The sequence below is a fragment of the Shewanella morhuae genome, from assembly GCF_900156405.1.
Taxonomy (GTDB): Bacteria; Pseudomonadota; Gammaproteobacteria; order Enterobacterales; family Shewanellaceae; genus Shewanella; species Shewanella morhuae.
Genome location: NZ_FTNN01000019.1, coordinates 36,952 through 63,651, shown reverse-complemented (window position 1 = coordinate 63,651; position 26,700 = coordinate 36,952). Strand labels below are relative to the sequence as shown.

Below are 26,700 nucleotides of genomic sequence, written 5' to 3'. Positions count from 1 at the left end.
GGGCAACTAAGCTAATGAAAAAGCTAGGATTAGTCAGTTGCCAACAACCGAAACATCACTACAAGAAGGCAGGGAAGGAGCATGTCGCTATCCCCAATATACTCGAACGACAATTTGCAGTGGTTGAACCAAACACCGTCTGGTGTGGCGATGTCACTTACATTTGGGCGGGTAATCGCTGGTGTTATTTAGCTGTTGTGCTGGACTTATTTTCGAGAAAAGCGGTGGGTTGGGCAATGTCATTTTCACCAGATACTGAGTTAACGGTGAAAGCACTGGAAATGGCATTTGAATCACGGAGTAAGCCTAAAAACCTGATATTTCACTCAGACCAAGGCAGCCATTACACTAGCCTTAAATACCGTCAACGGCTGTGGAAATATCAAATCACCCAGAGCATGAGTCGTCGAGGTAACTGCTGGGATAATGCGCCAATGGAGCGATTTTTCAGGAGTTTAAAAACAGAATGGGTGCCAACGCAAGGCTATAAGAGTTTTGTTGAAGCTAAACAGGATGTGACTAATTATATTATTGGCTATTACAGCCAAGTCAGGCCACATCATTATAATGCAGGATTAAGCCCAAATGAATCAGAGCGAAGATTTTGGGAAGATTCTAAAGCCGTGGCCAAATTTAGTTGACCACTACAGTGATAGTACTGGCCAACTGAACGTGCATTAGCAAACTCTTTAAATACTTGTTCGGGGACTCTGCAAAACGTATAGACCGGATCACTATCCTCAAAATCAATATACATACGCATTGAAGCTGAGTCATACCCAATACGACGAATTGCCGTAGATCTAACGTTTATCCAATCAGTCATTTTGAACTCCTATTTATTAAGCCAAGTTAGTGTTTTGGAGGGACCATAAATATGCCCATCATCAATCCAATATCCGGTATACATGATTACTCCCTGTACTTTTAACGCTCAACTAACAGGCGCTGCGGTTTTTACAGCATCCATGTTGAGCTGCTTATTAAGAGTTAGTTCGTTGTAGCTTACCAATTTAAAATCTTCAGACTTTGAAATACAGATACTATTATCCTTTGAAGATATGCTAAAAAGTCTACTTCCTAAAACACCGATGTAGCGAAATTTCTCTCCTTCAGTTGATGAGCAATACCCACTGCTAACCACATAGTAACCTATCGCATTATGATCCATTGCACTTTCGCCATTGGTATACCCTTTTGCGAATGCCACTGTAGGTAAAAAACAAAATATGGAAACTACAAATACCCTTAAATTAACCGGTAAGTTAAGTAAATACTTATTGCTGAAGATTATGTATAAAAACAGGATTAGAGATACTAGTGGATAAAGACCTCTTAATCGCATGTACCCTGTTTCAGTTATCGCTGTATATACAGAGCTACCCAAGCTCAGCAGCATCATTGAAATACAGTAAAACTTAAGAACATAAGTGAACCCCTTAAATATACCGCCAGCTTCCATATACTCATCATGTTGTTTCTTAGACATTGAGTTGACTCCATCCATTGCAGAATAAGCAGCAAGGATACCTATAGCAGGAAGAGCTGGATAAACAGAGGCTTTTACTATCTCGGTTAGAGCAACGTAGGAAAGGATATTGATGTCAAACTTTATCCAAAAACCCCAAAGATAGGAAATGCCTGAGAATAAAACTAGTCCGTATACAACTAATGAGAGGTTAATTTTTGTGCTCATAGATTCCTATTAGTTTGGACTCTTAACGTCTTAGTATTTATGCGCTGCGCTGTTTGCAGGGAATAAATCGCTTGTTGGACTTGGCCGCTGCCACATCCATGTCTATTGGTATAAATGATGCTATAGGAATTCGCTTTTTTGCGGTAGCTATCTTTTATACAGTTTGGAGGCTAATCACTTGATATCGTTTTAGCTTTCTCATTCTTAGCACTTATTTTTTGCTGATGAATCGCTATCTAACGACTCAAAACTCCAAGGAATACACCTCCCCTCGGAGTTGCCGCAGGGCGAATAGAGCTCTTGATTTAATAAAGAGTGCGTGAGTTCGGTCATGGATGACCGACTAGCTTTCGCAGGTGCAGGGACGCATCCTTCGGAAGCGATAGCAAATTTATCAATGAGCGCAAGGGGCTTTCAACTCCCTTGGGGGCGTCTTGGAGCATCCAAGGAGGATAGGACGAGCAGTCCTCTTTGGTCGGGTGTGGGGTGAAGCCCCACGACTTTGATTTTGATTAAAGCATTCAAACTACGAAACACACTTTGGGGCAATAGCTTTTTAGCTAATCGAACAGCGATAGGGTTAGTGAGGATTGGCATTGTTGTACCAGTGACCGTTGGCGGCATGGATGCCGCCGTCGAGCCTATAGGGATATATTTACGGCGGGTCACTGGGGAAGCAATGACAATTCATACTGCACAACTGACGATAAAGTTATCTTGCTTTGGCGCAATAGCTTTTTAGCTAAACAAACAGCAGAAGGGTTAGTTAAAATAGGCATTGTTGCACCAGTGACCTTCTAAAACAGGGATATTTTATTAGAGCCCTCAGGGAGGCTTCTTGTTAAATAAATAGACGGCGCGTCACTGGGGAAACAATGGCAATGAATACAGCACAACTGACGACAACGTTCTCTTGCTTTTAGCCAAAAAGAAAAGCCCGCGGCTGCGGGCTTGACGTGACTTAAAAATCAACGGAATACAAAGACTGACTTAACGATACGTCAGCGTCGTAGTATCCGTTAACTTGTCATTATCTTTAACGGTGAGTTCAACAGTATGTTGTCCACGGCGGGCAAGGCGCAATACCACTTGACCGTTAGCACGGGTGCCATTGTCGAACGTCCATTTATGTTGCTTGATCACGCCATCGGTATCATAGCTAGTCGAGATAAACATATCGACAAGCAATAAATTGATACGCTGAATTTGCGCAACAGGCGGTTGTTTCACCTCTTCAACAACCACAGTCACCGCTTGCGACGTGCTATGGGTTAGGCCGTCATTATCCGTCACTGTTAGCGTGACCAGATACTCACCGCTTTGGCTGTAACTGTGAGTCACTACCTCACCCATTGCCACTGTGTTGTCACCAAAGTTCCACTGGGCTGATACAATCTGTCCATCGCTGTCGGTTGAAGTGGGTGTCAGTTGCACCGCAGCCCCATTCACTACTTGAGTGAAACTGGCTACTGGCGCGATGTTTTCCGCTTCAAGCAAGAGTGAAATCACCACAGGATCGTGATCCGATGAGCGATATGCATCCGTGGCAAATAAGTCTTGGATTTGAGCCGGCGTCTTAAACTCTTCGTTGTAATCCAGTATGAGTGGCTCATCGGTATTGATATGCCACTGCGTCACATCCACCACTTTATCTAACAAGGCAGCGTTTGCTAAAGCATGATCTAGCTGACCCGATTCAGCCGAGAACACATAGGAATAAGGGTTCGGCTTTTGAAGTTTGGCAAACAGCTCGCTAAAGCCTGCATTAGCTAATGCCGTTAATGGGTCTTCCTTCGCATAAGCGTTCAAATCACCAATTAGCAATACGCCTTGATCTGGATATTGCTCGCTAATCCATTGGCCTGCTGCCGCTGCCGCGCGGGTACGAGTGATATTACAGTTACCTTGACCATCATTCAGATCAGGATCGCCCACACATTCACTACCCTTAGATTTAAGGTGATTAACCGCTACGACCACACTTTCTTCGCTGCCGTTCACACTAAAGGCTTGAGTTAGCATAGGACGGTTTTTACCATCATCAAACAGCGGTTGCTGGTCGTCATCTAATGGCGAATTGGCACTGGATAGAATGCGCGCCGCGCCCTGTGGTGTGACTTTATCGCTACGATAAATCAAGCCGACCGTGATGGCATCGGTGCCAATAGCATTCATGCCCGTTGGCGCGATATAAGCGTAACGCACCTCACCGATTGCAGTGTTTAAACCTGTGACTAAATCGGCAATGGCAGAACTGGCGCCAAAGCCATCGTTTTCGATTTCCATTAAGCCAAATACATCAGCACTAATACCTACCATCGCACTGATAATCTTTGCCTTTTGACGCTCAAATTCGCTCAAAGTATTGGCACCACGCGCAGTTGGGAACCCCTCACCTTGACCGTCACCATTGAAGTAGTTGAGCACGTTAAAACTAGCGACGTTAAGGTTACCGCCCTCATTTAATGTAGGTGCGACAGGGCGTGGGTTTTCCGCCACAAAGTTAACCGTCTCTACTGGCATAATGCGATACAGATTAAAGCCATAATGCATCACACCGCTAAGCTGCGTCACTTTATCGCCCACCCGCACTGTGTTTGATGCGCTCAGACCCGGTGCAGGGAATTGCACCGGATCAGGATTTTGCGCGGTTAAACCATCATCCAATAAAATACTGTCGCGTTGGTTAGCCGCGCTCACCGCCAGCGCATCAGCGCCAGGTAAAGCCACTTGCGTACCAATAAAGTGACGTTGACTGCCTAATGTAATCTCGCCGTAACGACCAAGGTTGTAGACTTCGTTTACCACTAAATCTTGGCTAAAACGAACACGCATACCCTCAAATCGCTCAAAATCATCACTGCTGTTAATTGGTAAAGTCAGCACAGCCGCCGTTGGTAATGCTTGCCCTGTGGCGCAAAGCGTGTGTGCAGACAGGGTAGTTAACTCTGTTAGGCCTTGATATTCAGTCACTTTAGCTTGTAAACGAATACGATCGCCCGCCACATACACGGTGGGCGCAGTACCGGTATACACAAATACGCCTTCGGAGGTTTTTGGATCGTTATCAGCTTCGTTATCGGCCATTTGTACAAAAATGCCCTTAAGGCCGGCTTCCTGATTACTGACAACAACCGCTTCAACCACTAAGGTTTGACCATTAAGAGGACTGGCAGCACCCGCGCCTTGAAGCGCATGAATTGCTGTGGCTTCTTCACCGCACACTAAAGAACTCGGTGGCGGGTCGACGGGATCGGTCGGCGTGCCGGCGCTGAATTTACCGAGATCAGAAATATCATCCTTAGCAAAACCTAGCCAAGTGCTAAAGCTGACCGCATCGTCACTAATGGGATCGGCAATCAACTGCTCTGGATTACGGCGCAGGGTGTTGTCTTGCGTGGATAAATCACCACTGCCCCACTCGGTACCAGGATCAACACCGACTTGACCTAAACTATCAATCACTTGATTTTGATAAGTTAGTTCAATGGCATCATCACCATTAAAGAAACTCGCGCTACTTTGTTGATCTGTCACTGCAAGGATATCGGCAGAGGCATCATTATCGGCAACCACATACGTCGCCCCCGCCGCTAATGAGCCAGTGAGCGCAATGGTCGTGCCGACGTTGGTGCTGCCATTAAAATAGAAACGCAATTGGTATTGGCTTAAATCAATAACACCTGCGGTTGGGTTATACAGCTCGATGGCTTTATTGTTGCTGCTGCCTTCGACGTATTCTGAAATGATCAAATTATCCGCGCCATGGGCAAGCCCACAAACGCTGCCGATGGCTAACGCCAGTACAGTTTTAGTATTAAACATTAAGACCCCTAAATGTATTGTTTTAATATTTGATGTGAAATTGGTATCTGATTTATGTGCTTAGATGCTTTAAAGCGATCCCACTTCAAAGACTAACGATACTATAGACGATAAAGGTTACAGATTAGTTGCCATTAGGTTGCAACTAAAGATGGATATTATTCGTAGGATTTAGCAGCAAAGCTTAGTGAGCAGAGCTAGGAATAAAGCAGTATGGCAGCTACTGACCGCCCTATATAAAAGGCGGCCAGAGATAATAAATGTGATATTAAAAATGAATATGGTAAAGATTAATTGCTGTTAAAAATAAGCGGAGTAAATAACGCAAATGCATAACAGCAGTATGCTAGGGATTATAAGGGCTGAAGTTTTTCATCGAGTAATTTAACCAGTAACAACTCACCGTTGTCGTTCACCCTAAACTCACCGTATTTAGCGCTACTAAAATGATCGGCTTGCCCTTCTTCGAAGAAAAAGCTGTTCGATGCCAGTTTGATTTGATTACCTCGGGCACGAAACTGCACCCGCAGTTGATCTTTACCGAGCGCTTGGTCGGTATAAAAGTCTACAAAACGCGCCACCTTTTGCTCATCTACTGCCAACAATAACTGGCCTTGCATTTGCTGCGGCGTTAAGGCGCTGCTAACATCGCGGGCAATTGCATATTCCAGCGCCATGTAATCCCCCTGCATTAACGAGCGTGGATCCACGGGTGCTAATGCAAAGCGCACCACTTGCCCATGGTTAAGCAACTGTTCAAACTTGAAAATCCGCCAATTCACGCCCGTAAGAATCGCCACAGTGGTGAATAATACAATCCCAAGCGCCCACTTATGTGTAGCCGATAGCTTTGCCATCACATTTCCCATCACATAGTCTCCTTGGCATTTTCATTGACAGGAAATAACCGCCACATTAGCACTCTAGCCACCAGTAGTAGCGCACCTAAGCCCATCATATAGGCGGATTTGAGTAACAAAGTCGTCTCGAGGGAATAATAATATCCGCTGACAAAGAGTAATGCAGCGATAATGCCCATGCTTTTTAGCCAAAATTCATTGCTATAATGACCGAGTAAAATCAAGAGGATGGCCGTAGATAACCCCTGCATGGGTAAAGATAAGCCACTCACTAAAACTAAACCGATAAAACAGCTGAGTGCCGACAACGAGTACAACGATTGCTGGCGCTCACGATAAATATTTATCAGTAAAAAACTGCCTATCACGAAAATGATCAATAGTTGCAACACACTAAACCACAGCGTTTGTTGTAAAGGATTGAATAACTCGTCAAAGAGATAATCCATGCTAAAGGCATGTGTTAGCTGAACATCCAACAACATCAATGCAAAACCATAAAGCAACATACGCGCGCGTTGATAATGTCGCCCTAAACGATTGAGGTTGAATAATAGCGAACTGACGATTAACACCAACACACTCGGGCAGAGATAGAATAAGTTAATCAGTGCCGCAATGCCGACAAAGCAAGCACTGACACAAAAGGCAAATACAAACTGAGCCAAACTATGGTTAATTAACCCCCAAAGTAGCAAAAGAATGCTCGCCATACACAGATACCAAGCCAGGCTAAAGTCGTACCCCAAAATATTATATAATCCCCAAGCAATGCCTAAGAGTCCACTCAAACAAACGGCAAAAGCAAACTGCTGCACAAAGATTTGCGGTTTGGCCAACAAGTAAAACCCAAGCCCTATGCCCAAATAAACGATACCAACAACTAAAGCGATATCCTCTTCATTTTGATCAAACACCACGTTTAACAATGAGGCCATAAACCCTAGTAGAAACAAGGCGGCTATCCAAGCGGCGAAAGCTTGCATAACGGCAATATACCAAGGCGTATCTTGCGTTTCAGGTGCATGAGGTGATTTGACTTTGCCTTGGGCATATAAGGTTTGCCACAATGCGGCCAGTTCAGGCTCACTCGAACGATCATTGGGCGCCGCGCTATTATTTAATGCGTAATTGAGCGGCTGACCTACTGATAAGTCTTTATTTTCGTCCATGAGTGTCTCCCACTGTTTCCTTATTGGTACTTAATATCGCGGGCGACGTTTTAAAAAGCCGGTTCAATTTTCTTAAGCCCATGCTTAATCCGCTGCTTGCTAAAATAATATAAAGACCAATAAAGAGAAAACCACCAATAGGATCGCTGTTTTCAAACATTAATTTAATCAGTAATGCCGCGCCCACAGCAATCAGGCTAAAGCCGCCCAAGGCTAAGGGGTATATTCGCGGTAATACATAGCGAAACACAAAGAAGCTGAGGCCAAGGTGAGCAATATAGCCGCAGAAAATCCAAGAATTAAGCTCTCCGTGGTTAAAAGCATCATCAAAAATCAACCAACAGATTAATAACGTAAAGCAGCCCATAGCAAACATCGAACTGGCGTACTCCACAAGCGGAGCATGCCAACGCCCCGCCACTTTTCGGTCTAAAAAAACAAAAGCATAATAAATGGCTAAATTTAAACAGATAAATATTAGTAGCAGTCGCTGCTCATCCCAGAAATCACCCCAAAAATGAGCAAAAGTATCAAAAAGTAATCCTAAGCTAAGGTTAAACAATGCCACCACGAGTAACCATAAAGCATCAAACCCTGCTACCCATGCAAAAGGTAAAATTAGCAGCGCCCATAGAGCAAATAGCTGCCAAGGATCTGCCCCCGTTTGATAGGTTTGTCCAACCAGTGCCAATAAACCGCCCACTAACACGCTTGCTGTAAGCAATACTGTATTAGCTGTTGTGGCACCAAATACCGTAGATTGAGTATTCGCTTGGTTCCCAGTATTAGCCTCAGTTTGAGCCTGATGGACTGAGCTAAACTGATGTGCGGTGCGATAATAGAGCCAAGCGAATACCGCTATAGCGAGCAGAATCGCAACTTCGATAAGAGCAAATTTGGCAAAACGTCCGAGGGATTGCCAATTGTAGGCAAAGAAAAAAATCAAACCACAGGCAGCACTCAGCGCACCAAACCACAGTAATAAGTGGGCAATTAGACCGCGCCAGCTCGATACATTAGGCCGTGAAGCCAGTTGTACATAAAGCGTATTTGCCTGTTCGGCGGTGATATGTCCCTGTTCCACCCAATTACACACTTGAGATGCTATTTTACTCAATGTGAGATCTCCCTAATCTGTTTTGCGCTAGCTTACTATGTTGAAGTTAAAATTCGTATGATATCCAAACGATTAAGCAAAAATAATGGTATATACTTTTAAAAGTGATGGGCAGACAGGCAAGACTAGAAATAATTAGAGGTATACATGATATTTAACCCTTTATATCGTCTACTCTTTTTCCTTTGTTTAGCAGTAAGCTTTCATACGGCTGTTTTAGCTCAAGAGCCGGTACCACCTCAAAGAGCACACTCTATAAAACCGACAGAAAAACCGACTATTCGTGTCGGTGGTTATCAATTTGCTCCCTATGTGGATCTACATAATGGCCATTACACTGGCCTCACCCTCGACATTATCGATGCATTAAATCAAATACAACAAGAAGTGATATTTGAATTTACGATTACCAGCATAGAACACCGATATAAAGCCTACGCCTTAGGCCGCTTTGACATGCTTATATTTGAAAATCCCACTTGGGGATGGCACAACATTAATTATCATTTTATTCCATTACATATGTTAGATGGTGAAGTATTGATTGCACTTAACGCCAAAGCGCAGGATCAACATTATTTTAAAAATCTAACCGGCAAGTCTGTTGCCATAGTGAAAGGCTATCACTATCAATTCGCTAATTTTAAAACTTCACCAGATACTCTCTCACTACAATTTAACCCTTTGTTTGTTAATAACAATAGCGCTTCAATACAGAGCGTTCTACGTGGACGCGCTGATATTGCTCCCGTCACCCATTCTTACTTACAATATTATTTAAAGATGAATCCACAGGACAAGCCGTTATTGTTAATCGCCGATAAATGGGATCAAGCCTATGACAATGGCATCTTGCTTAATCCCCAATCGGTACTTGATGAAAAACAACTTTCCCACTGGATAAAACTATTAATCAATAATGGTAAACTGAGCGAACTTGCCGCTGAATATGCTATTACATTAAAACAATAACTGGTTTATCTATTGATAAAATGAACGTTCAATCATCGAGATCAATAGTTCGAGCACCGCAAAAATCGAAATAAGCAAAAAACCAAAGCAGATAACACAATTATCCGCATACGATTAGCGTGGACTTAATGTAGCAATGTAAAACTGTCAAATTGCAAAGGTTAATATCACATCGCTAAAAATTATCTTTAACAATGCCCTTTAAAAATGCAAAAGGAGCCTGCAGGCTCCTTTCATTGACACTAATGACAACACGCAACGGTTACATAGTTGCCATGGTCCAATAATCTAAGCGTTTTTGTGGATCGGCTAAGAGGGTTTTACATTGTTCTTTATATTGACCCATTAACGCTCCTAAGCTGCTTGAACCGCCTAGACTTTTGATTTGGCGCGTTTTAGCATCGGCCACCGCTTGAGTGACTTCAGCCTCTGAATTGTATTTTTTAGCAAGATTTTCGGCTTCCACTTTAGAGCTTTTTAAACGTTCACCCACCGCCTGCATTTGCGGGGCATTCATTGCTGCTATCGCTTCGGAGCTAATTTGGTAATAAGCGGCGCATTCAATTAATTCTTTGCTCAATGCTTTTTCTGCTTCACCGGCCCAAGCGGCTGTACTGGCACTGAAAACTAAACCACCTAAGACTAACGTTTTTACCTGAGTTAACATGCTACTTTTCCTTTTGAATCGTTATACATAAACCTAACCAAGCTCTGGGTGGATCTCAAGCTCGTAGGTATAAAAATCTTGATTGCGCACAAAGCCTAAACCTTCATATAAGCCTTGCGCGCGCTGGTTTTTTTGTTGTGTTTCTAACATCAAATAACTCATTTTATGGGTTTTGGCATAACAGACAGCCTGCTGCACTAACGCTCGCCCAATACCAACACAGCGAGCGTGTTGCGTTACATAAACATCATTAAGAATTAATATCGGCGCCAAACGTAGCGATGAAAAGCTGGGATACATTTGAATAAAACCTAACCCAAGCCCTTGATTATCTTTGGCAATAAATATCACCGACGACTCATCTACCAATCTTGAACAAATAAACTGCTCGGCGGCCGCTAAATCATATTGGCAATCGTAAAACTGTCGGTACTCATTAAATAACACTGCGACATCATGGGCATGAGTCACATCTGCTCGAGTTATAATGCTTGCCATGGACCTTTCCTTTTTATCGTTAGCGTATTAACGGTCGTTGTCGCAATCGAAATTGCAGACTGTTTTTCACCGCTGGCCACTCAGCATCAATAATGGAATACACCACAGTATCGCGGATTGTGCCGTCTTTAAGAATTTTGTGATTACGCAACACCCCGTCTTGCTTAGCACCGAGTCTGGCAATAGCTTGTCTGGAGGCTTGGTTATGCCAGTGAGTGCGAAACTCAACGGCTATGGCGTTTAAGGTTTCAAAGGCGAAGGTCAGCAATAGCAATTTAGATTCAGTATTAATGCCCGTACGCTGGGCACTTTTAGCAAACCAAGTGTAGCCAATTTCAAGGCGACGATTGTCAGGCTCCCAATGGCAAATTCGCGTGCATCCGACAATCTTACCAGACACGCTATCGCGCACCGCAAACGGAAAACTCTGACCCTGTGCTTTTTCCTCGATGGCTTTAGTCACATAGAGCTTCATCTGCGCTGGCTCTGGTACGCTGGTATACCATAAACGCCAAAGTTGACCATCTGTAACGGCTAAACTCAATGCCGCCACATGGGACAAGGACAAAGGCTCCAGCACGATATGCTCACCCGTTAAACAACCTAAGTTATCTTCACTGCCCACTATACCGTCTCCGTTAAATGATAAAAACCGTGCTGCAGCGCACGCTTTTATCTAGCCTAACATTAAACGAGAATAAAAAAACACTTCTATTTTCAGTATGATTGGACAAATTTATTATATTGTCAGTGGCTTGGATTATCTAAAAATTAAGATTGATAAAACGCTGGGCAGTGAGATATTTAGGAAGGTAGAGATAAAAGATGAATACACAACAACACATCACTATCGCTAATAGTGATCAACGGTAACGAATAACATAAGCACTCGGCACGGCTAAACACCTAAACCTAGCCACAGCATTTAGGTGTTAACTATCCAGAAGATTAAAAACCATGCACGCTATTGCTGACCCTAAACCAGCCAGCAATACTATTACGCTGAGCTAAGGTTTTAGTTACTTCATGGGGAAAGCGTTCGCTAAGAAATATCACAAATTGGCCCATCTTAGGCGCGATGCGTTCAATCTCAATATTGGCTTCATCATAAATAATCAACTCACCGCAATCGGCGGCTTTCCAGTCGGGATTTAAAAAAAACACTGTCGTTAAAATACGATTTTGACTGCCTTTAAGTGCATCGACATGCTTCTTATAAAATGCGCCTGGCTGATACACGGCATAGTGACTTTCATAATCGAATAAGCCCATAAACAAGCGACGATTTAAGCCATTTTTGAGTTGCATCATTACATCCAAATACTGGCTATCGGGTTCATTAGACTCCTCTAACCATTGGATCCTGTCACGACGAATATCAGGGTTTAATTGTTGCTCTATGCCACGACCAATAGAGGCAGCTTTAAGCTCATGAGCTTGTGTCGATTGGATTTTTTCCAATAACACTTGGCTAATATGGGTAGGAATTAAGTCAGATAAAAAAATATAACCTTTATCGACTAGGGCATCAGCGATCACGTCCAGCATTGCTTCACTTAATTGCGAAACCATTATGCTACATCCAAAAATTGAGGCTACGCTTTTGCTGTACTCAAGGGCTCAAGGAAGGATTAAGTGAGCCTGATTTTCGAGGGGCGTCGAAAGAGATATGATTGCCATATCCCAATAGATAAATTCTGCAAGATTTTAGAGTAAAGAACACTGGATTACAACAAAATAAAAACATATAAAAACAATTACTTACCATTAGCCAAATAATTCAACAGGGGTATCGTTAGGGCTAAGCTGCAAACACTGTTCAAAGTGTAATCCCAGTTTATTCAGTAACGCTTTGGAGGCGCCATTTTGACTGTTAACAATTGCGACAATACGCTGTATGCCTAAGCGTTTTCCTAAATCTAAAGACGCTTTTGCGGCTTCAAATGTATAACCTTGGCCCCAGTATTGCGGTAATAAAACATAACCGATATCAACATCATTCAGTTGTGGACGTTTGATTAAGCCGCAAATCCCAATGCAAAAGCCATTATTCGCTAATACTACGGCATATAAGCCAAAACCGTGTTCGGCATAACTTTTCATAGGTCCATCGGTGATATAGCTTCTGGCTTGTGCAAGAGTACGTACGCCTTTGTCGCCGATGTTCTCAATAAAACCCTGGCTATTAAGTAGGACTAATATAAAAGATGCATCCGCAGCAGTTAGCTGGCGGAGGATCAATCGAGGTGTACGCGCAACTTGCATAGGATTTCTCCACTTTATGCTATAGAAATAACATTTATAAATAACGAGCGTATTGACTGCCATCCTTTTGCGATTTTTTAGGCGCTATCACTGCAGGCGAGCCAAGATATAAAAATCCAACGATTTGATCTTGTGGTGTAAGGCCCAATGCCTTATTTACATTAGCATCAAAGGCAAAATCCCCCGTGCGCCACACTGCGCCTAAGCCTAAGGCAAATGCCGCTTGTTGCATGGCCATCGTCGCGCAACCTGCTGCTATTTGTTGTTCGAGTAAGGGCACTTTGGTATGTGCTTGCGTTTTTGCCACAACAGTAATCACCATAGGCGCACGCATTGGCATACCTTTCGCTTTATTGACAAAATCTTCATCGGCGTCATTCGCTTTTGCCGCCGCAACAAAAATGTCAGCTAATCGCTCTAACCCTTTATCTGTCGCAATAATAAATTCCCATGGTGTTAAAGCACCATGATCGGGCACCCGAATAGCCGCATCCAAAATGATTTTTAATTGTTCAGCATCTGGAGCGGGCGTTGTTAATCTGGGAGTTGATTGACGGGTAAGCAAGAGTTCAATAGCGTCCACGTTATTATCCTAATTCGATATAAATTGCGCCCAAGCATAGCAAATTACAGGCAAAGAGGCATAAAAAATCCCACTAATTCAGTGGGACTGATGTCATGCGTAAAGATTAAAAGTACACCCGATTATTGGATATCCTCAGCTTACCCAAGCTCATCTGCCAAATAAGCATCCTATTGTGGTAATAACATTTGGCTATACTCGTTAGGCTTCTTTTGCAATCGCCTCTTGATTTAGCTCGGTGAGGTCTTGAATAAGCTTGTCTAATTTTTTATAGAAATGCATAGATTGCTTTTCCGATAAACTCGCGTTTATTGCCAGTAATAAAGTGCCAAAGGCTTCAGTATTTTTACGTAAAAACACTTTATGTTGTTCTGACTTAAGTTCATCAGCTTGTGTCATCAACAACGTTAAACGTTCGGTTAACAGCGTTTTATCGGTGCGCTGCCAAAGGGCGATCTCAAATTGACGTAGCCACTCATGCCGGTACTCAAGCCACATATCTAAGGTTAATAAACGCTGTTGATTATACTGGTGGATAAGTAATTTTTGTGTGGCGCTCAGACTACCAAGCCAATCGCTAAATTGTTGTTGAAGGTTTTTATTGGCATCTTTTTGCAATTGTTCGACGGTCTTTCCGGCAAACTCTTTAACGAGTTCCCTCTCATCTTCGCGTAATTTCGCGAGGATTTGCTTCACTTGTTTATCGTTTAAAGACACAACGATAGGTAGCAGTTCCGGCAAGGAAAATTCAAATAATCGAAACCAATGTCGCTTTGCGATATCAACCTGCTCAACCCACAACTCAGGCGTTAATGTATTGGTTTTAAGTAAACTTTCGACTTGAGTTAATTGCGCTGCATATTGGGATAATTCCGTGGATTGATGCCACCGGACAAGTCTTTCGATGAGGGTATCAAATGCTTTTTGTTGGGATTTATCTAAGGTTACATAATCCTCTTGTTCCCAAGCGATAGCCCAGTCAAGAAAACGATAACTAAATTTTGTCGAGCAGGCACTTAAACCTAAAACAAACACCAGTAGCATCACGCCTTTTTTCATCAGAATATTCCATCCTTGAATTATTTTTATCAAAGTAAGCCATTTAGTCACCTGCTTAGGTTATAGCATTATTTGATTAAAATCGGCTATTGAGGATAAACAATACCGCTAGACTCAGGTAGTCAATGCGTTAGTTATTGGGCGTTATCAGCGGCCAAAAACGATCAAACCAAGCAAGATAGTCAACACTGTGAGTCGACGGCTTTTGTGCCGCCATTAACAATGCCCAGTAACAGGCAAACACCCAATACATGTCAATGGCCACGGGCACCGCTTGCACGGCATCGGCCGTCACATTAGGGTGCTGCTTTAGATATCCGTCAACTAATAATTTTTGTTGCTCTGGCGTTAATCTATGGGTAGCCAGCACCACTGCTAGCTCACACAGTGGGTGCGACGCACTGGCATACTCAAAATCAATACAATACAGACGGTTGTTTTTAAATAGGAGGTTATGTGGGTTTAAATCTCGATGGCAAAATTGTGGCTTGATTAAACAGGCGGCCAAACGATTAGACCAATTTTTGATATTCATCTGAATACCAAGTAGTTTAACCACTCGCTCATTCCAATTTTTATCATTGTTATATTTATCAATTACCTCATCACGCTGGCGCAACCTCGCGCGATTCTTTAACGCAGAAGATGCCTGATAGGCGAGCATTTGCTGGTGATAACTCTGCCACTGCTCAGTGACACTAATATGATAAGGCCCGGTGGGCGATGAGCGTAATTGTAGCAATAATTCCAGCAATAAATCAGGGACTTGATTAGGATGATTATTATGCTTTGCAAGGTCAAGCAGCGTCTGAGTGTCGGCATCGCTATGATTTAATTCACTATCATGTAAGCCACTATCATGTAAGCCGCTATTGTGTAAGCCGCAATCATGTGAGCTGTGATAGAAAATGCTGGGGAGTAAAGAGTCTAACTTCGATAGTCTCAGTTCAGCCTGGCCCTGAACAAAACCAGCTGCACTGGTTTGACATTCTAATGCCGGCCAATGGATTAGATGGTCGCTTTCAATAAACTCGCTAAGATAATAGCGTTTATCTTCACTCACCCACAGCAGTTGGGGCGCAAGTTTAATGTCTGCCAATTGTTGCCAGTAAAAACACTCTTGCTCACGATTGCACAAGTGGTTTGCAGCATCGGCATTAGCTCGCAGTACATAATTGGTCGTAGCAGTAACAATTTTATAGTTGTGATTACTCAAACCGCCTGAAAGCTCCTGGATACTTAACACTTGCACAAGCCCTGCGCGCCTGAGTATCGGGTACAGTGCGTTGAGTGCGGAGTTTGATGAAAGCGGCATCGCAGTATTTATATCACTCATTAATTGAATAACTTTAACACATTCTTTTTATAAGTGTTTTTATTAAAATCGTTAGTATCACAGGCGTTGTCATCATAGATATTACGAGCATTAGCTAACGTGCTGCGCCACAGGAAATAGCCGACAACAGCAAGCACCACATAGAGCACAAATAACAATGATGTGAGCATCAATCCTTTACTCAAATAAAGATAAATAGACACAAAATCAATCACGACCCAGTACAGCCAATTCTCCAATACTTTTTTTGCCACTAAATAGGTGGTCATCACCGCAAAACAGGTGGTCGCTGCATCTAAATAGGGAAATGCTGCTTGGGTATAGGTTGCCATACCATGCCCAACTAATAGCGATATCACACCCGTTGTTGCAATCAGCTTTAAATGAGTTTTGAGTGACCAAGTGGTGACTTTTATCCCCTGTTCTTTATCACCACCTTGGGTCCAGAGCCAATAACCGTAGAGCGCCATCGCCATGTAATAGATATTTAATACCGATTCCATTAACAATGACACTTTCCAGAATAACACCGTATAAATGGCGGTACTGGCAAACGCTGCTGCCCAGCACCATACATTAGCCTTCATTGCCAACAGCAAATACGCCATCGCCAGCAGCACCGCTAAGGCTTCCCATGCAGTCATCACATGGGCCTCACCAAACGCTGAATTAATGCTCTCGACTAAGGTTAGCCATAAATCCGTCATTGTATTGTGCTCACTTTCCGTTTAACGCAAAGACTATAAAGCCCTATTCGCTGTGAGCTAAATCCAACTCACCGCCGATAAATTTACACACAAATACCGCCTTGCCCCATTTTTCATTAGCGGCTTTCATCTCGGTTGCAAGCATCGTCATCACGTCAAGATATTCACCGCAAACTTGGGTTGCCATCGCATTGGTTACGCGTTCAATATTGGGGTAGCTATCCACGCGGCCGATAAACCATTTAATCGGGTCGATATAGTTTTCATTTAATGGATACATGCTAATTTCTGCAGTGAGTTTCATTTTGATTCCTTAAAACGTAAGTAGATTAAGAAAGCTGTAGCCTAAACGGTGGTACAGCCTTAGCGATTAAATAATTAACCTGGTCGTTATATTTTTGATTACATGAACTTAACGTTCACCGTTACACCAAGCTGGCGCGGATCGCCGTAACGAATATATTGTTTTTCTGCCCAACCACTGTCGGGCTCGTTACCGAAATAAAAGCCACGCACACCGTATTCTTCATCAAATAGATTACGGCCCCACAAATAAGCAGACCATGTACTCGCTTCATATCCAACCCGAGCATTAACAATCGTGTATGGCTCTGAGCGGGAATCGTTACTGTCAGAATAGTAAAAATCGCTCTTACCACTCAGATTGAGGTTAGTAAACCAGCCTGAATTAGCCCGATAAGTGCCGCCAAGACTGTAAGTAAAATGCGGAGAATGGGCTAAATCACGGCCAGTTAAATCCACATCTGTGCCGTATTTATCCTGATATTGATAATTGCCGTAGGCGGTTTCTAGCCAACCTAAGCTTGAGTAAAGTTGCAAATTATCAGTGGCATACCAAGTCGCATCGAGTTCAGCACCATAGTTATTTGAACTACCGGCATTTTCAGTGAATAGAATAAAACGCTGGGGTTTATTTGGATCTTGTAGCGATGCAGCCACCTGTTGATCTTGTCTGTCCATATAAAACAACGCCAGATTCGTATCGACAAGTCCTGCTAACCAATGGGATTTAAGACCGATTTCATAGTTGTACAATGTCTCAGTATCAAACTCTTTTTTATCATTCAGCTCAACCGGTAAGGTCATGTTAAACCCACCCGCTTTATAGCCCCGCGCTACACGCAGATAAGCATTATGCGAGTCGTTAAGCATTTTACTCAAGGCAATATGTCCGCCCCACATAGTTTCGCTTGGGTCGAAATCATCCTGGTTTGTATCAGAATAATGGCTGTTACGCTGCTCTAAACGTAAGCCCACAGACAAGGCATATTGGGAACCTAAATCAGTATCAAGCTGACCAAATAGTGCGTAGTTAGTTGCCTCATATTCAGAGTCTAAAACTTCATCGGCGAAAGTATTGTACTCAGAATACAATTGGTTATCTTCTTGTAGATTCATCGCATATACGCCGAGTAACCAGTCGGTACTTTCAGCAAAAATGCGGCCTTGCTCAGTAGAGCTTAAACGAAACTCTTGCGATAGCGTTTTACGTTGGCCCGTTTTATCCCAGAAATAATCATACTGACACGATGAGAACTGAATACCATCATCAGTACATTGTCTTGCCGCCCAATAAGCTGAATTAGACCAGTCGCCATCGTAACTATAATGGTGATCGGTATTAGCAAAGGAAGTTAGCGAGGTCAGCTCAAATAGTTCAGCGCCCGAATACGTGACCTTAAAACCCGCGCCAGTAGTACGCTGGCTATCGACACCGGGCTCATCTGAGGTGGTTTGTTTAGGAGAATTGGTTAAGCTCCATACATCGTAACCATTATCAAAATCAGCATGCAACACAGTCAAATCTAATTGCAGATCGTCAGTGGCGTACCAACGCAGCTTAACTCGGCCACTAAACTCATCACGATTATTGGTATCATCGCGGCCCAAAAACAGGTTGTCGCGGTAACCATTTTGCTGATGTTGCTGCAATGAAACGCGGTACAGCAGTTTACCGGAGTCCGTTACAGGCCCTGAACTAAAACCACTAAAAGTGCGTAAATCACCATCCCCCAAGGACACTTCAGCGCCATGCTCAAACACATCCGTTGGGTCATTACTCTTTAAATAAATCAACCCTGCTAACGCATTAGCACCATAACGTGTGCCCTGAGGCCCACGCAGCACTTCAACCTGTTGTAAATCATACATGCTCGACACCATGCCGATACCGGATAAATCGATATCGTCAATGATGTAACCAACAGAAGAATTGGGCGCGCCTTGGTATTGTTCTTGTTCACCTACACCGCGAATTTGGAAGTATTTCGGCCGCGAACTGCCACCTGACCAGTTAACGTTAGCAATAGAGTTAAGTAAGTCTTCAAAATGTTGTGCGCTTTCATCTTGAATTTTTTGCGCATCGATAACTGTAATACTAGAAGGCATTTTCTCTAAACTGGCGCCGCGAAAATCTGCCGTTACCACCATGATTTCCATATCCTTATCGGGATCGGATTTATCAAGCGCCTCGGTTTGTGCAAATGCAGGTGTGCTCAACGCAACAGCAATAGCTAAAGCCAAAGCCAATGGTGCTCGCGTTAAAGATAGCGTGGGTGACGCGGTAAAATATGATGGTTTACTGTTAAACATAGGACCTCAAATATCTAGTTTGAGATCCGGCAACGAATAAGCGATTCAGAAGTGTGCTGTTGATTGGCCCATTCCTACGCCGGTATGAGCCGGATCAGGTTCTAAGGGTTTGTCGAAAGACATCTCAGTTTGCAGTCACTCATATTAATTATTAACATTAATTGACGACAAACACCCCTTGGCAGACATGAGTATACTGAGTAATGCCAGAGGATGACAGACATATCTATGTTTAAAAAAATCAACCATGTGGCTTAAGTTCACACATCAAATACGAACATTTATCCATTAATTGATTAACACTGTGGCTCATACCCTGTGAATTTAGCCGCCTTAAAGCATAATGCTGTAAACTCCCGCTATCGCAATAATTGAGAGATTGTTTATGCAGCTAAAACCACTGGCTAAAGGACGCTTTAACCAACGATGGGAACAAGATTATCCCTTAATTGAACGGGTCATTATGGAATGCGTCACCGAAACTAAAGCATTGAAAAAAGGTGTACACCTGATGACACAAGGGCAAGCTTTTTCATCGCTCGTGTTTGTGAAGCAAGGTCGCGTCTCCCTAGGCCATACCGCCAGAAATGGACGGAGCTTTCAACTAGGTACGATGAATTGTGACTCACAATTATTTGGCGAAATGGAGTTTTTTACCCAGTATCGTTGCCAGCTTGACATCATAGCGAATGAGCCTTTAGAGATTGCTATTATTAGTGGTGACAAACTGCAACTTTCGCTCACACAACATCCACAATTGGCGCTGTTTTTTGCCAGTGCCATGGCTATCGATTATCAGGATACTGTCGATATTTTTACTCGACGTATGCTGTATCCAATTAGCTATAACATTGCCTTTGATCTTTATCATCAGCACTTAAATGACTTACCTGTGGATGGGTTTACGAAACGTTATTTAGAGGCTGAACGTTTCGCTACCACCGATAGAGTTTACCGACGAGCAATAAAAAATCTTGAAGAGTTGGGTTTAATTGAGCGGGAAAAGGACAGTATTCGTATTTTGGATCTTAATGCTTTAAAAGCGTTCGTTGAAGAAGGTAAATAAGGGGATTGTTAAACTCTGCTCGATTTAACAATCACCCTGGTTAACATTTTAGATAAGCCACTTACGCACTTAAATGGGGTTTCATCCGGCTAGAAACAATCAACAAGCTTAAAATCACAGCATAAAATAATGGAATAACATACATGACTGTCTGTAATCCAATTATCTGCTCAAACATGGAGCTTATCGCAGGACTAAACATCGCCCCCGCACTACCGCTAATTAAGATGTAAGACACATTCTTACCGCTGGCTTTTTTAACAAAAGACACACCATAAGCAATAAATGCGTTATATAAGGCCGCACAGACGAAACCATAGCCATAGGTTAAATAACCGACCCATTCAATATTATCGGTAGTAACAATCGCCGCGGTAATCACCATAGCCAAAGTAATAATCGCTAATAAGAAGTGATTTATTTTAACGCGAGTTACTATAAGCGTTGAAATTAAGGCGCCAATTAAAGCAGCAGACCAATACTGGGTAATGATGTTACCTGCATCCTCAAAGGGAATATTAAACTTTTGTTTTACAAATAAAGGCGCCCAAGTTAAAAATGTATACAGGGCCAACATGCCTAAAAATAAGCCCACTCCACCGCTAATAATTCCCAGGTTCCATTCAGATTTTTGTTTATCTTCTGCCTGAGTGCCCTGCTCGCATAGTGCGAAATTAGTAAATAACGTAAGCATAACTGTGCCTAGTGCAACTAAACCTACTGCTAAATAACTGTAACTCCATGATAATGAGTGAGTCAGTGCATAAGTGGTAATTAAAGGAAAGATAACACCGGCGATATTAAACGTGGCATCTTGCACCACTAACATCGTACTTTGCAGTTTTTCTTGCCATACAGACACAACAATAGTACCGGCAATACATAATCCTATTCCCCCACAAAAGCCGATTAGCGTCATTGCGAACATCACCCATTGGAGTGATGTCGTGAAATGTAATACCACCGCACACAGTCCAATTAAGCTATAGCTTATGAGGGTAATTCTTTTAATACCTATTTTTTCAATAAAGAAAAAAGCCGCAATTGTTCCTGCTAAAGCCCCGCCATTGAGCAGTGAAAATATAGAAGCTACTTCGTTCACATTGGCGGAAAACTTCTCCGCAATGGGTTCAATCAACATACCGAATTGTGTCGCAAAGCCTGCCATAATAAAGTTGGCAAGAAAACTAATGGCCGTTAATGTTATTTTATTATTCATTTTGTCACTCCATGAGTGAAATTAGGGTACAAAAATTAAGCGCCAAAAAGCACCTAACTATTTAGTTAAGCGCCGTTGCTAATGCGAGCTCAATCATATTATTAAAGGATAGTTGACGTTCTTCAGCGGTCGTTTCTTCGCCGGTTAAACAGTGGTCAGAAACTGTTAAAATAGCCAGTGATTCGATGCCAAATTGATGTGATAAACCATAAAGACCTGCGACTTCCATATCAACACCGAGCACCCCAAAACGCTCTAAGGCGGGGATCATATCTTCATCTGGATCGTAATAAAGATCACCACTAAAAATATTACCGACCTTAACACTAATGCCCTTTTCATTCGCTTTGGTATACGCTTTATGTAGCAAGGAAAACGTCGCCGACGTGGCCATCTGATAACCGCTACTGCGTTTAGCATTAGTTGGAGAGTCAGTACCCGCTGCCTGCGCTAAAATCACATCGCGCATATGTACATGCTTTTGCGTCGCACCTAAACTGCCAATGCGAATAATACGTTTAACGCCAAAATAATTAATTAACTCATGTCCATAAAGCACCATCGATGAAATGCCCATACCATGGCCCATCACCGAAATACGTTGTCCCTGATAAAACCCCGTATAACCTAGCATATTACGCACATTGGTCACTTCAACAGCATCATCAAGATAAGTTTCTGCAATATATTTTGCCCGCAGAGGGTCACCGGGCATAATTATTGTTTCTGCAAAATCATTGGGTTGAGCATTAATATGGGCTGTCATGTTTATATCCTCATGTTGAATACTCTGATAGTAGTATCCAATTAAAGAATGTTTTTAGGACTAATGTCCGGATTTAATACTCACATGCGTATTTAATACCTCGTTGATGATTGATTTTTACCCAATAAAAATGGCTTGCCTCTACTAAGAGCCAAGCCAAGAAAATATTATATTGGAAATGGGGCATTAATCGCAGGCTAAAACAACCGCCCTTCCTGATGCGACATTAAAGCGATATGGCCAAAACTCAGATAATTAGTTTGAAAAGGTTTCGCGCACATACACATCAAATCTAACAGCTTGACTGTTTGGCGCCACTGCTGTGACTTGCAGTTGTTGCTTACCGTGCAACTTAACTGATTTCCAACTGGTCGCTTCATCTTCAATGGTAAAGCCACTGGCGTCGTACCAAGTAAACTTATACTGCACACGCATATCGATTGACGACTTACTTACCACTAGCGCCGATGCTTGTATTACATCGGCAATACGGCGTGCATCAACACTTTCAACGGCGATATTACGAGCAAAGCTACTGTTGTCTACGCGTGTTTCGCCCTGAGAATTCACTGAAATACCCGCAGTATGCGAGGCGCAGGCGCCTAATGCTAGTGCGGCGGCCAATATTAATCCGCTATAAATTTGCTTCATTTCTCTCTCCTTGTCACGCCACAAAATACGCAGCCAATGCGCATCATTTTACAGTAAACCTACCGCTAATCGTACTCAACTAAACCCATGTTTTAACATTACGTTAAGCTTAAGCATTCATAGTTCATTGCTCAGACTTACCTTGTTAAGGCGCAATAATCATCAGCAATGGATTGAAGGTTAATCTATCAAAAAGTGCGCCCGCGCGGTAGCAATTAACTGTTTACGGTTTGTCTGCCAGCAACTAATGTTTACGTTGGCAACACGTCGCCCCTGACGGGTTATCCGACATTCTACAAAGCTATCCTTAAGCAAACCCGCACGCAAATAATCAATTGAGAAATCGACAACTTTAGGCACCTTTGCCGTTTGCATAAAGACCATTAATTGTACAATCGCTGACATTTCCATAAACCCAGCAATCACGCCGCCATGGATAGCGGGTAACACCGGATTGCCAATATTGTCATCTTTAGCCGGCAGTTTAAAAATCAGTTCATCACCAAAACGCTCAACCTTCATGCCAATAAATTTGGCATAAGGCACATGCTCGAGCAAATGCCCAAAGTCATTAAGCTCAGTAGCTCGCTTTACAATGCCTTGCACATCTATTGGAGCTGTAACAGGCATACTTTGTGATGGAGCTCCAGGCTCCAGTGGTAAGCGAGTTTTACTCACCGCGCCTATCGTTGTGTCAGTTTCGCCCATCAGTGCTTGCCTAAAGGCATCACCCACCATTTCAGGGCTTATGCGCATAAAAGACCCTACCGCGTGAGCAATAGGCTGATCAATGCTGTCTTGATAAGCAATCGCGCGGGTAAAGGCAATATTCGATGACAATCGATAGCACTCTGCAAAGCCATATACGGGTTTATGTGGCTGGGCGGGTTTCATATAATCCACCCGTAAATCTAACGTGGGTGAAATTTCTAATGATTGATATTTTTGATAAATGGCACTGACCACCGCACTACCACAAGCGGTATCCATCAAAGTAGTAATCACCCCACCGTGAATGACCCCCGTGTCAGGATAACCAATTAATTCAGTGCTGTAGGGCAGTTCAATCAGCACGTGGTGCTCGCTTGCCTCAAGTACGCTTAAACCAAGCCTGCGACACTGCGCCAGTTGATCCACAAATCGCTGCGCCATTTGTGTTAGTGGAAAAAAGTCGGTATTTAATTTCATTAACCTTGGCTCAACATAGGGCCCAAAGGTTCACCACCAACAAGGTGGATATGAATATGGTACACCTCTTGTCCACCATGTTGATTGCAGTTCATAATCAATCGGTAGCCATTTTCAGCTATCCCAGCCTCGGCTGCCAATTTAGCCGCCACTGTCATCATACGACCCAGCGCTAACTCATCTGAGGCTTTCATGTCGTTAGCCGTAGGGATTAAATGATTAGGTACTATCAGAATATGGGTCGGCGCCTTAGGCGAAATATCCCTAAACGCGGTGACTAATTCATCTTGATACAAAATATCTGCGGGAATTTCACGACGAATTATTTTGCTGAAAATCGTTTCTTCGGCCATGGGGCGTCCTCCTAGGGTTAATTACCTGTATCATATACTGAAGTCAGCGCGAAATGCGAGTTTAGCACTCACGATAATATCGACATTTGGCACATGCGACTTCCCTTTTATATGAACATAATAAAAAATGCAGTATACAAAAAAGATACAGATTGAGGAGTCTGGCAAGAGTCATTAAACGCTTTGTATTGATAGAGATTTACGCTTTTATTTGCCTGTTACGGGTATTTTTGGCAGCATGGCCACCATTAAAACATTTAGGTTTTGCAGGATAACTATGATCCACTATCAGATAATTCCACTTGATCCGAAAGCCCACTTATTTGCAGTGACAATGACACTGCGCCAACCAAAATCAGTACAGGTTTTTAGCCTTCCCGCGTGGTTACCTGGCAGTTATATGGTGCGTGATTTTGCAAAAAACATTATCGAGCTCAAAGCCCAAGATAAGCAGGGACAACCCCTTAAGCTCACACAATTAGATAAGCAAACTTGGTCGGTTGACAATAGTAGCCTTGAAATAACGCTAACTTACCAAGTGTATGCTTGGGATCTATCGGTGCGTACCGCACATTTAGATATGACCCATGGATTCTTTAATGGCAGTAGCGTATTTTTAGCCGTCCACGGTGTTGAAGATAGTCCGCACACTGTCACTATATTGCCGCCAACGGAGTCATCATTAAGTGACTGGCGCCTTGCCACCAGCATGACCAGACTTAATGGCGATGATTTTGCTTTTGGCCAATTTTCGGCCGAGAGTTATGATGAGCTTATCGATCATCCCGTTGAAATGGGCTTATTTAGCCTTGCCAGTTTTGATGCCTGCGGTGTGCAACATGATATCGTGCTAAATGGTCGCCACCGCGCCTGCATGCCAAGACTTTGCCAAGACTTAAAAGCCATTTGCGAGTATCAAATTAACCTGTTTGGTACCCCTGCACCTTTTAAGCGTTATCTATTTATGACCACTGTACTAGACAACGGTTTTGGTGGCCTAGAACATAGGGCATCAACGGCATTAATGTGTTCACGTAAAGACTTACCGCTCACCCTAGATGCGCCTATTAATAATGATTACCGCACCTATTTATCGTTATGTAGTCACGAGTATTTTCACAGCTGGAATGTTAAACGTATTAAGCCAGAATGTTTTTTGCCTTATAAACTCGATGCCGAAACCTATACACCGCAACTGTGGGCCTATGAGGGGATCACCTCTTATTACGATGACTTTCTAACCTACCGGGCTGGACGTGTTAATCAACAGGATTATCTGGATATGCTCAGCGAAACCTTTACCCGCGTGTATCGCAGCCAAGGTCGCTTTAAACAAACCATTAAAGACGCCAGTTTTAATGCCTGGACCAAGTTTTATAAGCAAGATGAAAATGCCCAAAATGCCATTATTAGCTATTACACGAAGGGCGCGCTGTTCGCACTGTATTTGGATTTAATCCTGCGCAGTGAAACCCAAGGCCAATACAGCCTCGATGATGTAATGCGAATATTGTGGCAAGAATACGCACTACAAAATAAAGGCACTACAGATCAATGCCACCAAGCGATTGTTGAGCGGCTACTTAATCGTGATTGCCACGCTATCTTTGCCTATTTAGATAATACTGATGATATTCCTCTTGCGCCGCTACTAGCTGAATTTGGCGTCGACTTTACCCTTCGCGCGAGTCAGGGCCCGCAAGATGTAGGTGGTACACAACATAAAGGTTATAAGATTGCTTTTGGCGCAAAAACTCAAGCTGCGCCAATGGGATTAAAAATCGTCAGCGTAGCCCAAGGTAGCCCAGCTCACTTTGCAGGTTTGAGCGCTGGAGATAACTTAATCGCCGCGGATAACTTACAAGTCAACGCGCAATTTGAGGCGCAGCTACAGCACTATTCTCTTGGAGAAGCGATAAACTTACATTGGTTTAGACGAGATGAGTTAATGACGGGTGAGTTAGTAATTACCGCTGCGCTAAAAGATACCGTCGCCCTGTTGGTACGTGATAACAGCAAAATAGCCGCTTGGCTTGGACGCTAATATCGGCCTTATTTAATACCACGGTAAAAACAATAAAAGGGTC

Annotated in this window: 26 protein-coding genes and 1 riboswitch; of the genes, 4 read left to right on the top strand and 22 right to left on the bottom strand. The window is 43.0% G+C overall.

Going from position 1 to position 26,700, the window contains the following annotated elements:
• A partial coding sequence (locus BW947_RS17245; RefSeq protein ID WP_076500456.1) for an IS3 family transposase occupies positions 1-641 on the top strand: 641 nt, incomplete at its 5' end.
• Here the strand turns inward: BW947_RS17245 and BW947_RS19115 are convergent.
• The 6 genes from BW947_RS19115 to BW947_RS17200 all read right to left on the bottom strand — a co-directional run bounded on the left by BW947_RS19115 (position 563) and on the right by BW947_RS17200 (position 8,670).
• The gene (locus BW947_RS19115; RefSeq protein WP_083948251.1) at positions 563-826 is read right to left on the bottom strand and encodes a KTSC domain-containing protein; all 264 of its coding nucleotides are present in this window, start codon (positions 824-826) and stop codon (positions 563-565) included. The genes BW947_RS17245 and BW947_RS19115 overlap by 79 nt on opposite strands.
• A 108-nt stretch (positions 827-934) precedes the next feature.
• Positions 935-1,696, bottom strand: coding sequence for a hypothetical protein (locus BW947_RS17235; protein ID WP_076501889.1), 762 nt, complete (start codon positions 1,694-1,696; stop codon positions 935-937).
• 990 nt (positions 1,697-2,686) lie between these two features.
• Positions 2,687-5,521 carry an ExeM/NucH family extracellular endonuclease gene (locus BW947_RS17215; RefSeq protein ID WP_076501887.1) on the bottom strand — a complete coding sequence of 945 codons (2,835 nt, stop codon included), beginning with the start codon at positions 5,519-5,521 and terminating at the stop codon, positions 2,687-2,689.
• A gap of 353 nt (positions 5,522-5,874) precedes the next feature.
• Complete coding sequence (locus BW947_RS17210) at positions 5,875-6,390, bottom strand: GDYXXLXY domain-containing protein (RefSeq protein ID WP_076501885.1); 516 nt, start codon at positions 6,388-6,390, stop codon at positions 5,875-5,877.
• The gene (locus BW947_RS17205) at positions 6,390-7,553 is read right to left on the bottom strand and encodes a DUF4401 domain-containing protein (RefSeq protein ID WP_076501883.1); all 1,164 of its coding nucleotides are present in this window, start codon (positions 7,551-7,553) and stop codon (positions 6,390-6,392) included. The genes BW947_RS17210 and BW947_RS17205 overlap by 1 nt, the downstream gene beginning before the upstream one ends.
• Positions 7,540-8,670 carry a DUF2157 domain-containing protein gene (locus BW947_RS17200; protein WP_076501881.1) on the bottom strand — a complete coding sequence of 377 codons (1,131 nt, stop codon included), beginning with the start codon at positions 8,668-8,670 and terminating at the stop codon, positions 7,540-7,542. Before BW947_RS17200 ends, BW947_RS17205 begins: the two co-directional genes overlap by 14 nt.
• A 147-nt stretch (positions 8,671-8,817) precedes the next feature.
• Between BW947_RS17200 and BW947_RS17195 the strand changes: the two genes are divergently transcribed.
• Entirely contained in the window at positions 8,818-9,642 is an 825-nt protein-coding gene (locus tag BW947_RS17195) for a substrate-binding periplasmic protein (protein ID WP_076501879.1), read from the top strand.
• Positions 9,643-9,904: 262 nt separating this feature from the next.
• Here BW947_RS17195 and BW947_RS17190 read toward each other — a convergent pair whose 3' ends face one another.
• The 11 genes from BW947_RS17190 to BW947_RS17140 all read right to left on the bottom strand — a co-directional run bounded on the left by BW947_RS17190 (position 9,905) and on the right by BW947_RS17140 (position 19,370).
• The gene (locus tag BW947_RS17190; protein ID WP_076501877.1) at positions 9,905-10,309 is read right to left on the bottom strand and encodes a hypothetical protein; all 405 of its coding nucleotides are present in this window, start codon (positions 10,307-10,309) and stop codon (positions 9,905-9,907) included.
• Between the two features lie 33 nt (positions 10,310-10,342).
• Positions 10,343-10,807: a GNAT family N-acetyltransferase gene (locus tag BW947_RS17185; protein ID WP_076501875.1), complete on the bottom strand. Its 465-nt coding sequence runs from the start codon at positions 10,805-10,807 to the stop codon at positions 10,343-10,345.
• A gap of 19 nt (positions 10,808-10,826) precedes the next feature.
• On the bottom strand, positions 10,827-11,432 hold the full coding sequence (locus tag BW947_RS17180; protein WP_076501874.1) for a GNAT family N-acetyltransferase: 606 nt from the start codon (positions 11,430-11,432) through the stop codon (positions 10,827-10,829).
• Positions 11,433-11,755: 323 nt separating this feature from the next.
• A complete protein-coding gene (locus tag BW947_RS17175; RefSeq protein WP_076501872.1) occupies positions 11,756-12,379 on the bottom strand; it encodes a 2OG-Fe(II) oxygenase in 624 nt (207 codons plus the stop codon).
• Positions 12,380-12,574: 195 nt separating this feature from the next.
• A complete protein-coding gene (locus BW947_RS17170) occupies positions 12,575-13,072 on the bottom strand; it encodes a GNAT family N-acetyltransferase (protein ID WP_076501870.1) in 498 nt (165 codons plus the stop codon).
• 34 nt (positions 13,073-13,106) lie between these two features.
• On the bottom strand, positions 13,107-13,655 hold the full coding sequence (locus BW947_RS17165; protein ID WP_076501868.1) for an NAD(P)H nitroreductase: 549 nt from the start codon (positions 13,653-13,655) through the stop codon (positions 13,107-13,109).
• A 201-nt stretch (positions 13,656-13,856) separates the two neighbouring features.
• Positions 13,857-14,714, bottom strand: coding sequence for a DUF6279 family lipoprotein (locus BW947_RS17160; RefSeq protein ID WP_076501866.1), 858 nt, complete (start codon positions 14,712-14,714; stop codon positions 13,857-13,859).
• Between the two features lie 130 nt (positions 14,715-14,844).
• Complete coding sequence (locus BW947_RS17155) at positions 14,845-16,050, bottom strand: phosphotransferase (protein WP_076501864.1); 1,206 nt, start codon at positions 16,048-16,050, stop codon at positions 14,845-14,847.
• Positions 16,050-16,757, bottom strand: a complete 708-nt coding sequence (gene pnuC, locus BW947_RS17150) for a nicotinamide riboside transporter PnuC (protein WP_244153266.1) — start codon at positions 16,755-16,757, stop codon at positions 16,050-16,052. The genes BW947_RS17155 and pnuC overlap by 1 nt, the downstream gene beginning before the upstream one ends.
• Positions 16,758-16,800: 43 nt before the next feature.
• Complete coding sequence (locus tag BW947_RS17145; RefSeq protein ID WP_076501862.1) at positions 16,801-17,061, bottom strand: hypothetical protein; 261 nt, start codon at positions 17,059-17,061, stop codon at positions 16,801-16,803.
• Positions 17,062-17,159: 98 nt separating this feature from the next.
• Positions 17,160-19,370, bottom strand: a complete 2,211-nt coding sequence (locus BW947_RS17140; protein ID WP_076501860.1) for a TonB-dependent receptor — start codon at positions 19,368-19,370, stop codon at positions 17,160-17,162.
• Between the two features lie 54 nt (positions 19,371-19,424).
• A riboswitch (TPP riboswitch) is annotated at positions 19,425-19,559 on the bottom strand.
• Between the two features lie 196 nt (positions 19,560-19,755).
• On the opposite strand from BW947_RS17140, the gene BW947_RS17135 reads away from it, so the two are divergent.
• Positions 19,756-20,436: a Crp/Fnr family transcriptional regulator gene (locus BW947_RS17135; RefSeq protein ID WP_076501858.1), complete on the top strand. Its 681-nt coding sequence runs from the start codon at positions 19,756-19,758 to the stop codon at positions 20,434-20,436.
• Positions 20,437-20,497: 61 nt separating this feature from the next.
• On the opposite strand, the gene tsgA is transcribed toward BW947_RS17135, so the two are convergent.
• The 5 genes from tsgA to hinT all read right to left on the bottom strand — a co-directional run bounded on the left by tsgA (position 20,498) and on the right by hinT (position 24,613).
• Complete coding sequence (tsgA, locus tag BW947_RS17130) at positions 20,498-21,655, bottom strand: MFS transporter TsgA (RefSeq protein WP_076501856.1); 1,158 nt, start codon at positions 21,653-21,655, stop codon at positions 20,498-20,500.
• A gap of 61 nt (positions 21,656-21,716) precedes the next feature.
• Positions 21,717-22,421, bottom strand: coding sequence for a purine-nucleoside phosphorylase (gene deoD, locus BW947_RS17125; RefSeq protein ID WP_076501854.1), 705 nt, complete (start codon positions 22,419-22,421; stop codon positions 21,717-21,719).
• A 255-nt stretch (positions 22,422-22,676) separates the two neighbouring features.
• Entirely contained in the window at positions 22,677-23,072 is a 396-nt protein-coding gene (locus tag BW947_RS17120) for a YcfL family putative periplasmic lipoprotein (protein ID WP_076501853.1), read from the bottom strand.
• A gap of 180 nt (positions 23,073-23,252) precedes the next feature.
• On the bottom strand, positions 23,253-24,260 hold the full coding sequence (locus tag BW947_RS19110) for a PaaI family thioesterase (protein ID WP_076501851.1): 1,008 nt from the start codon (positions 24,258-24,260) through the stop codon (positions 23,253-23,255).
• Complete coding sequence (hinT, locus tag BW947_RS17110; RefSeq protein ID WP_076501849.1) at positions 24,260-24,613, bottom strand: purine nucleoside phosphoramidase; 354 nt, start codon at positions 24,611-24,613, stop codon at positions 24,260-24,262. The genes BW947_RS19110 and hinT overlap by 1 nt, the downstream gene beginning before the upstream one ends.
• 277 nt (positions 24,614-24,890) lie before the next feature.
• On the opposite strand from hinT, the gene BW947_RS17105 reads away from it, so the two are divergent.
• A complete protein-coding gene (locus BW947_RS17105; RefSeq protein ID WP_076501847.1) occupies positions 24,891-26,657 on the top strand; it encodes a M61 family metallopeptidase in 1,767 nt (588 codons plus the stop codon).
• Positions 26,658-26,700 lie beyond the last annotated feature (43 nt).

Bases quoted from the DNA above. Each gene is read 5' to 3' on its own strand.
- BW947_RS19115 (WP_083948251.1), bottom strand. From the start codon at position 826: ATGACTGATTGGATAAACGTTAGATCTACGGCAATTCGTCGTATTGGG.
- BW947_RS17235 (WP_076501889.1), bottom strand. From the start codon at position 1,696: ATGAGCACAAAAATTAACCTCTCATTAGTTGTATACGGACTAGTTTTA.
- BW947_RS17215 (WP_076501887.1), bottom strand. From the start codon at position 5,521: ATGTTTAATACTAAAACTGTACTGGCGTTAGCCATCGGCAGCGTTTGT.
- BW947_RS17210 (WP_076501885.1), bottom strand. From the start codon at position 6,390: ATGGGAAATGTGATGGCAAAGCTATCGGCTACACATAAGTGGGCGCTT.
- BW947_RS17205 (WP_076501883.1), bottom strand. From the start codon at position 7,553: ATGGACGAAAATAAAGACTTATCAGTAGGTCAGCCGCTCAATTACGCA.
- BW947_RS17195 (WP_076501879.1), top strand. From the start codon at position 8,818: ATGATATTTAACCCTTTATATCGTCTACTCTTTTTCCTTTGTTTAGCA.
- BW947_RS17190 (WP_076501877.1), bottom strand. From the start codon at position 10,309: ATGTTAACTCAGGTAAAAACGTTAGTCTTAGGTGGTTTAGTTTTCAGT.
- BW947_RS17185 (WP_076501875.1), bottom strand. From the start codon at position 10,807: ATGGCAAGCATTATAACTCGAGCAGATGTGACTCATGCCCATGATGTC.
- BW947_RS17175 (WP_076501872.1), bottom strand. From the start codon at position 12,379: ATGGTTTCGCAATTAAGTGAAGCAATGCTGGACGTGATCGCTGATGCC.
- BW947_RS17170 (WP_076501870.1), bottom strand. From the start codon at position 13,072: ATGCAAGTTGCGCGTACACCTCGATTGATCCTCCGCCAGCTAACTGCT.
- BW947_RS17160 (WP_076501866.1), bottom strand. From the start codon at position 14,714: ATGAAAAAAGGCGTGATGCTACTGGTGTTTGTTTTAGGTTTAAGTGCC.
- BW947_RS17155 (WP_076501864.1), bottom strand. From the start codon at position 16,050: ATGAGTGATATAAATACTGCGATGCCGCTTTCATCAAACTCCGCACTC.
- pnuC (WP_244153266.1), bottom strand. From the start codon at position 16,757: ATGACGGATTTATGGCTAACCTTAGTCGAGAGCATTAATTCAGCGTTT.
- BW947_RS17145 (WP_076501862.1), bottom strand. From the start codon at position 17,061: ATGAAACTCACTGCAGAAATTAGCATGTATCCATTAAATGAAAACTAT.
- BW947_RS17140 (WP_076501860.1), bottom strand. From the start codon at position 19,370: ATGTTTAACAGTAAACCATCATATTTTACCGCGTCACCCACGCTATCT.
- BW947_RS17135 (WP_076501858.1), top strand. From the start codon at position 19,756: ATGCAGCTAAAACCACTGGCTAAAGGACGCTTTAACCAACGATGGGAA.
- tsgA (WP_076501856.1), bottom strand. From the start codon at position 21,655: ATGAATAATAAAATAACATTAACGGCCATTAGTTTTCTTGCCAACTTT.
- deoD (WP_076501854.1), bottom strand. From the start codon at position 22,421: ATGACAGCCCATATTAATGCTCAACCCAATGATTTTGCAGAAACAATA.
- BW947_RS17120 (WP_076501853.1), bottom strand. From the start codon at position 23,072: ATGAAGCAAATTTATAGCGGATTAATATTGGCCGCCGCACTAGCATTA.
- BW947_RS19110 (WP_076501851.1), bottom strand. From the start codon at position 24,260: ATGAAATTAAATACCGACTTTTTTCCACTAACACAAATGGCGCAGCGA.
- hinT (WP_076501849.1), bottom strand. From the start codon at position 24,613: ATGGCCGAAGAAACGATTTTCAGCAAAATAATTCGTCGTGAAATTCCC.
- BW947_RS17105 (WP_076501847.1), top strand. From the start codon at position 24,891: ATGATCCACTATCAGATAATTCCACTTGATCCGAAAGCCCACTTATTT.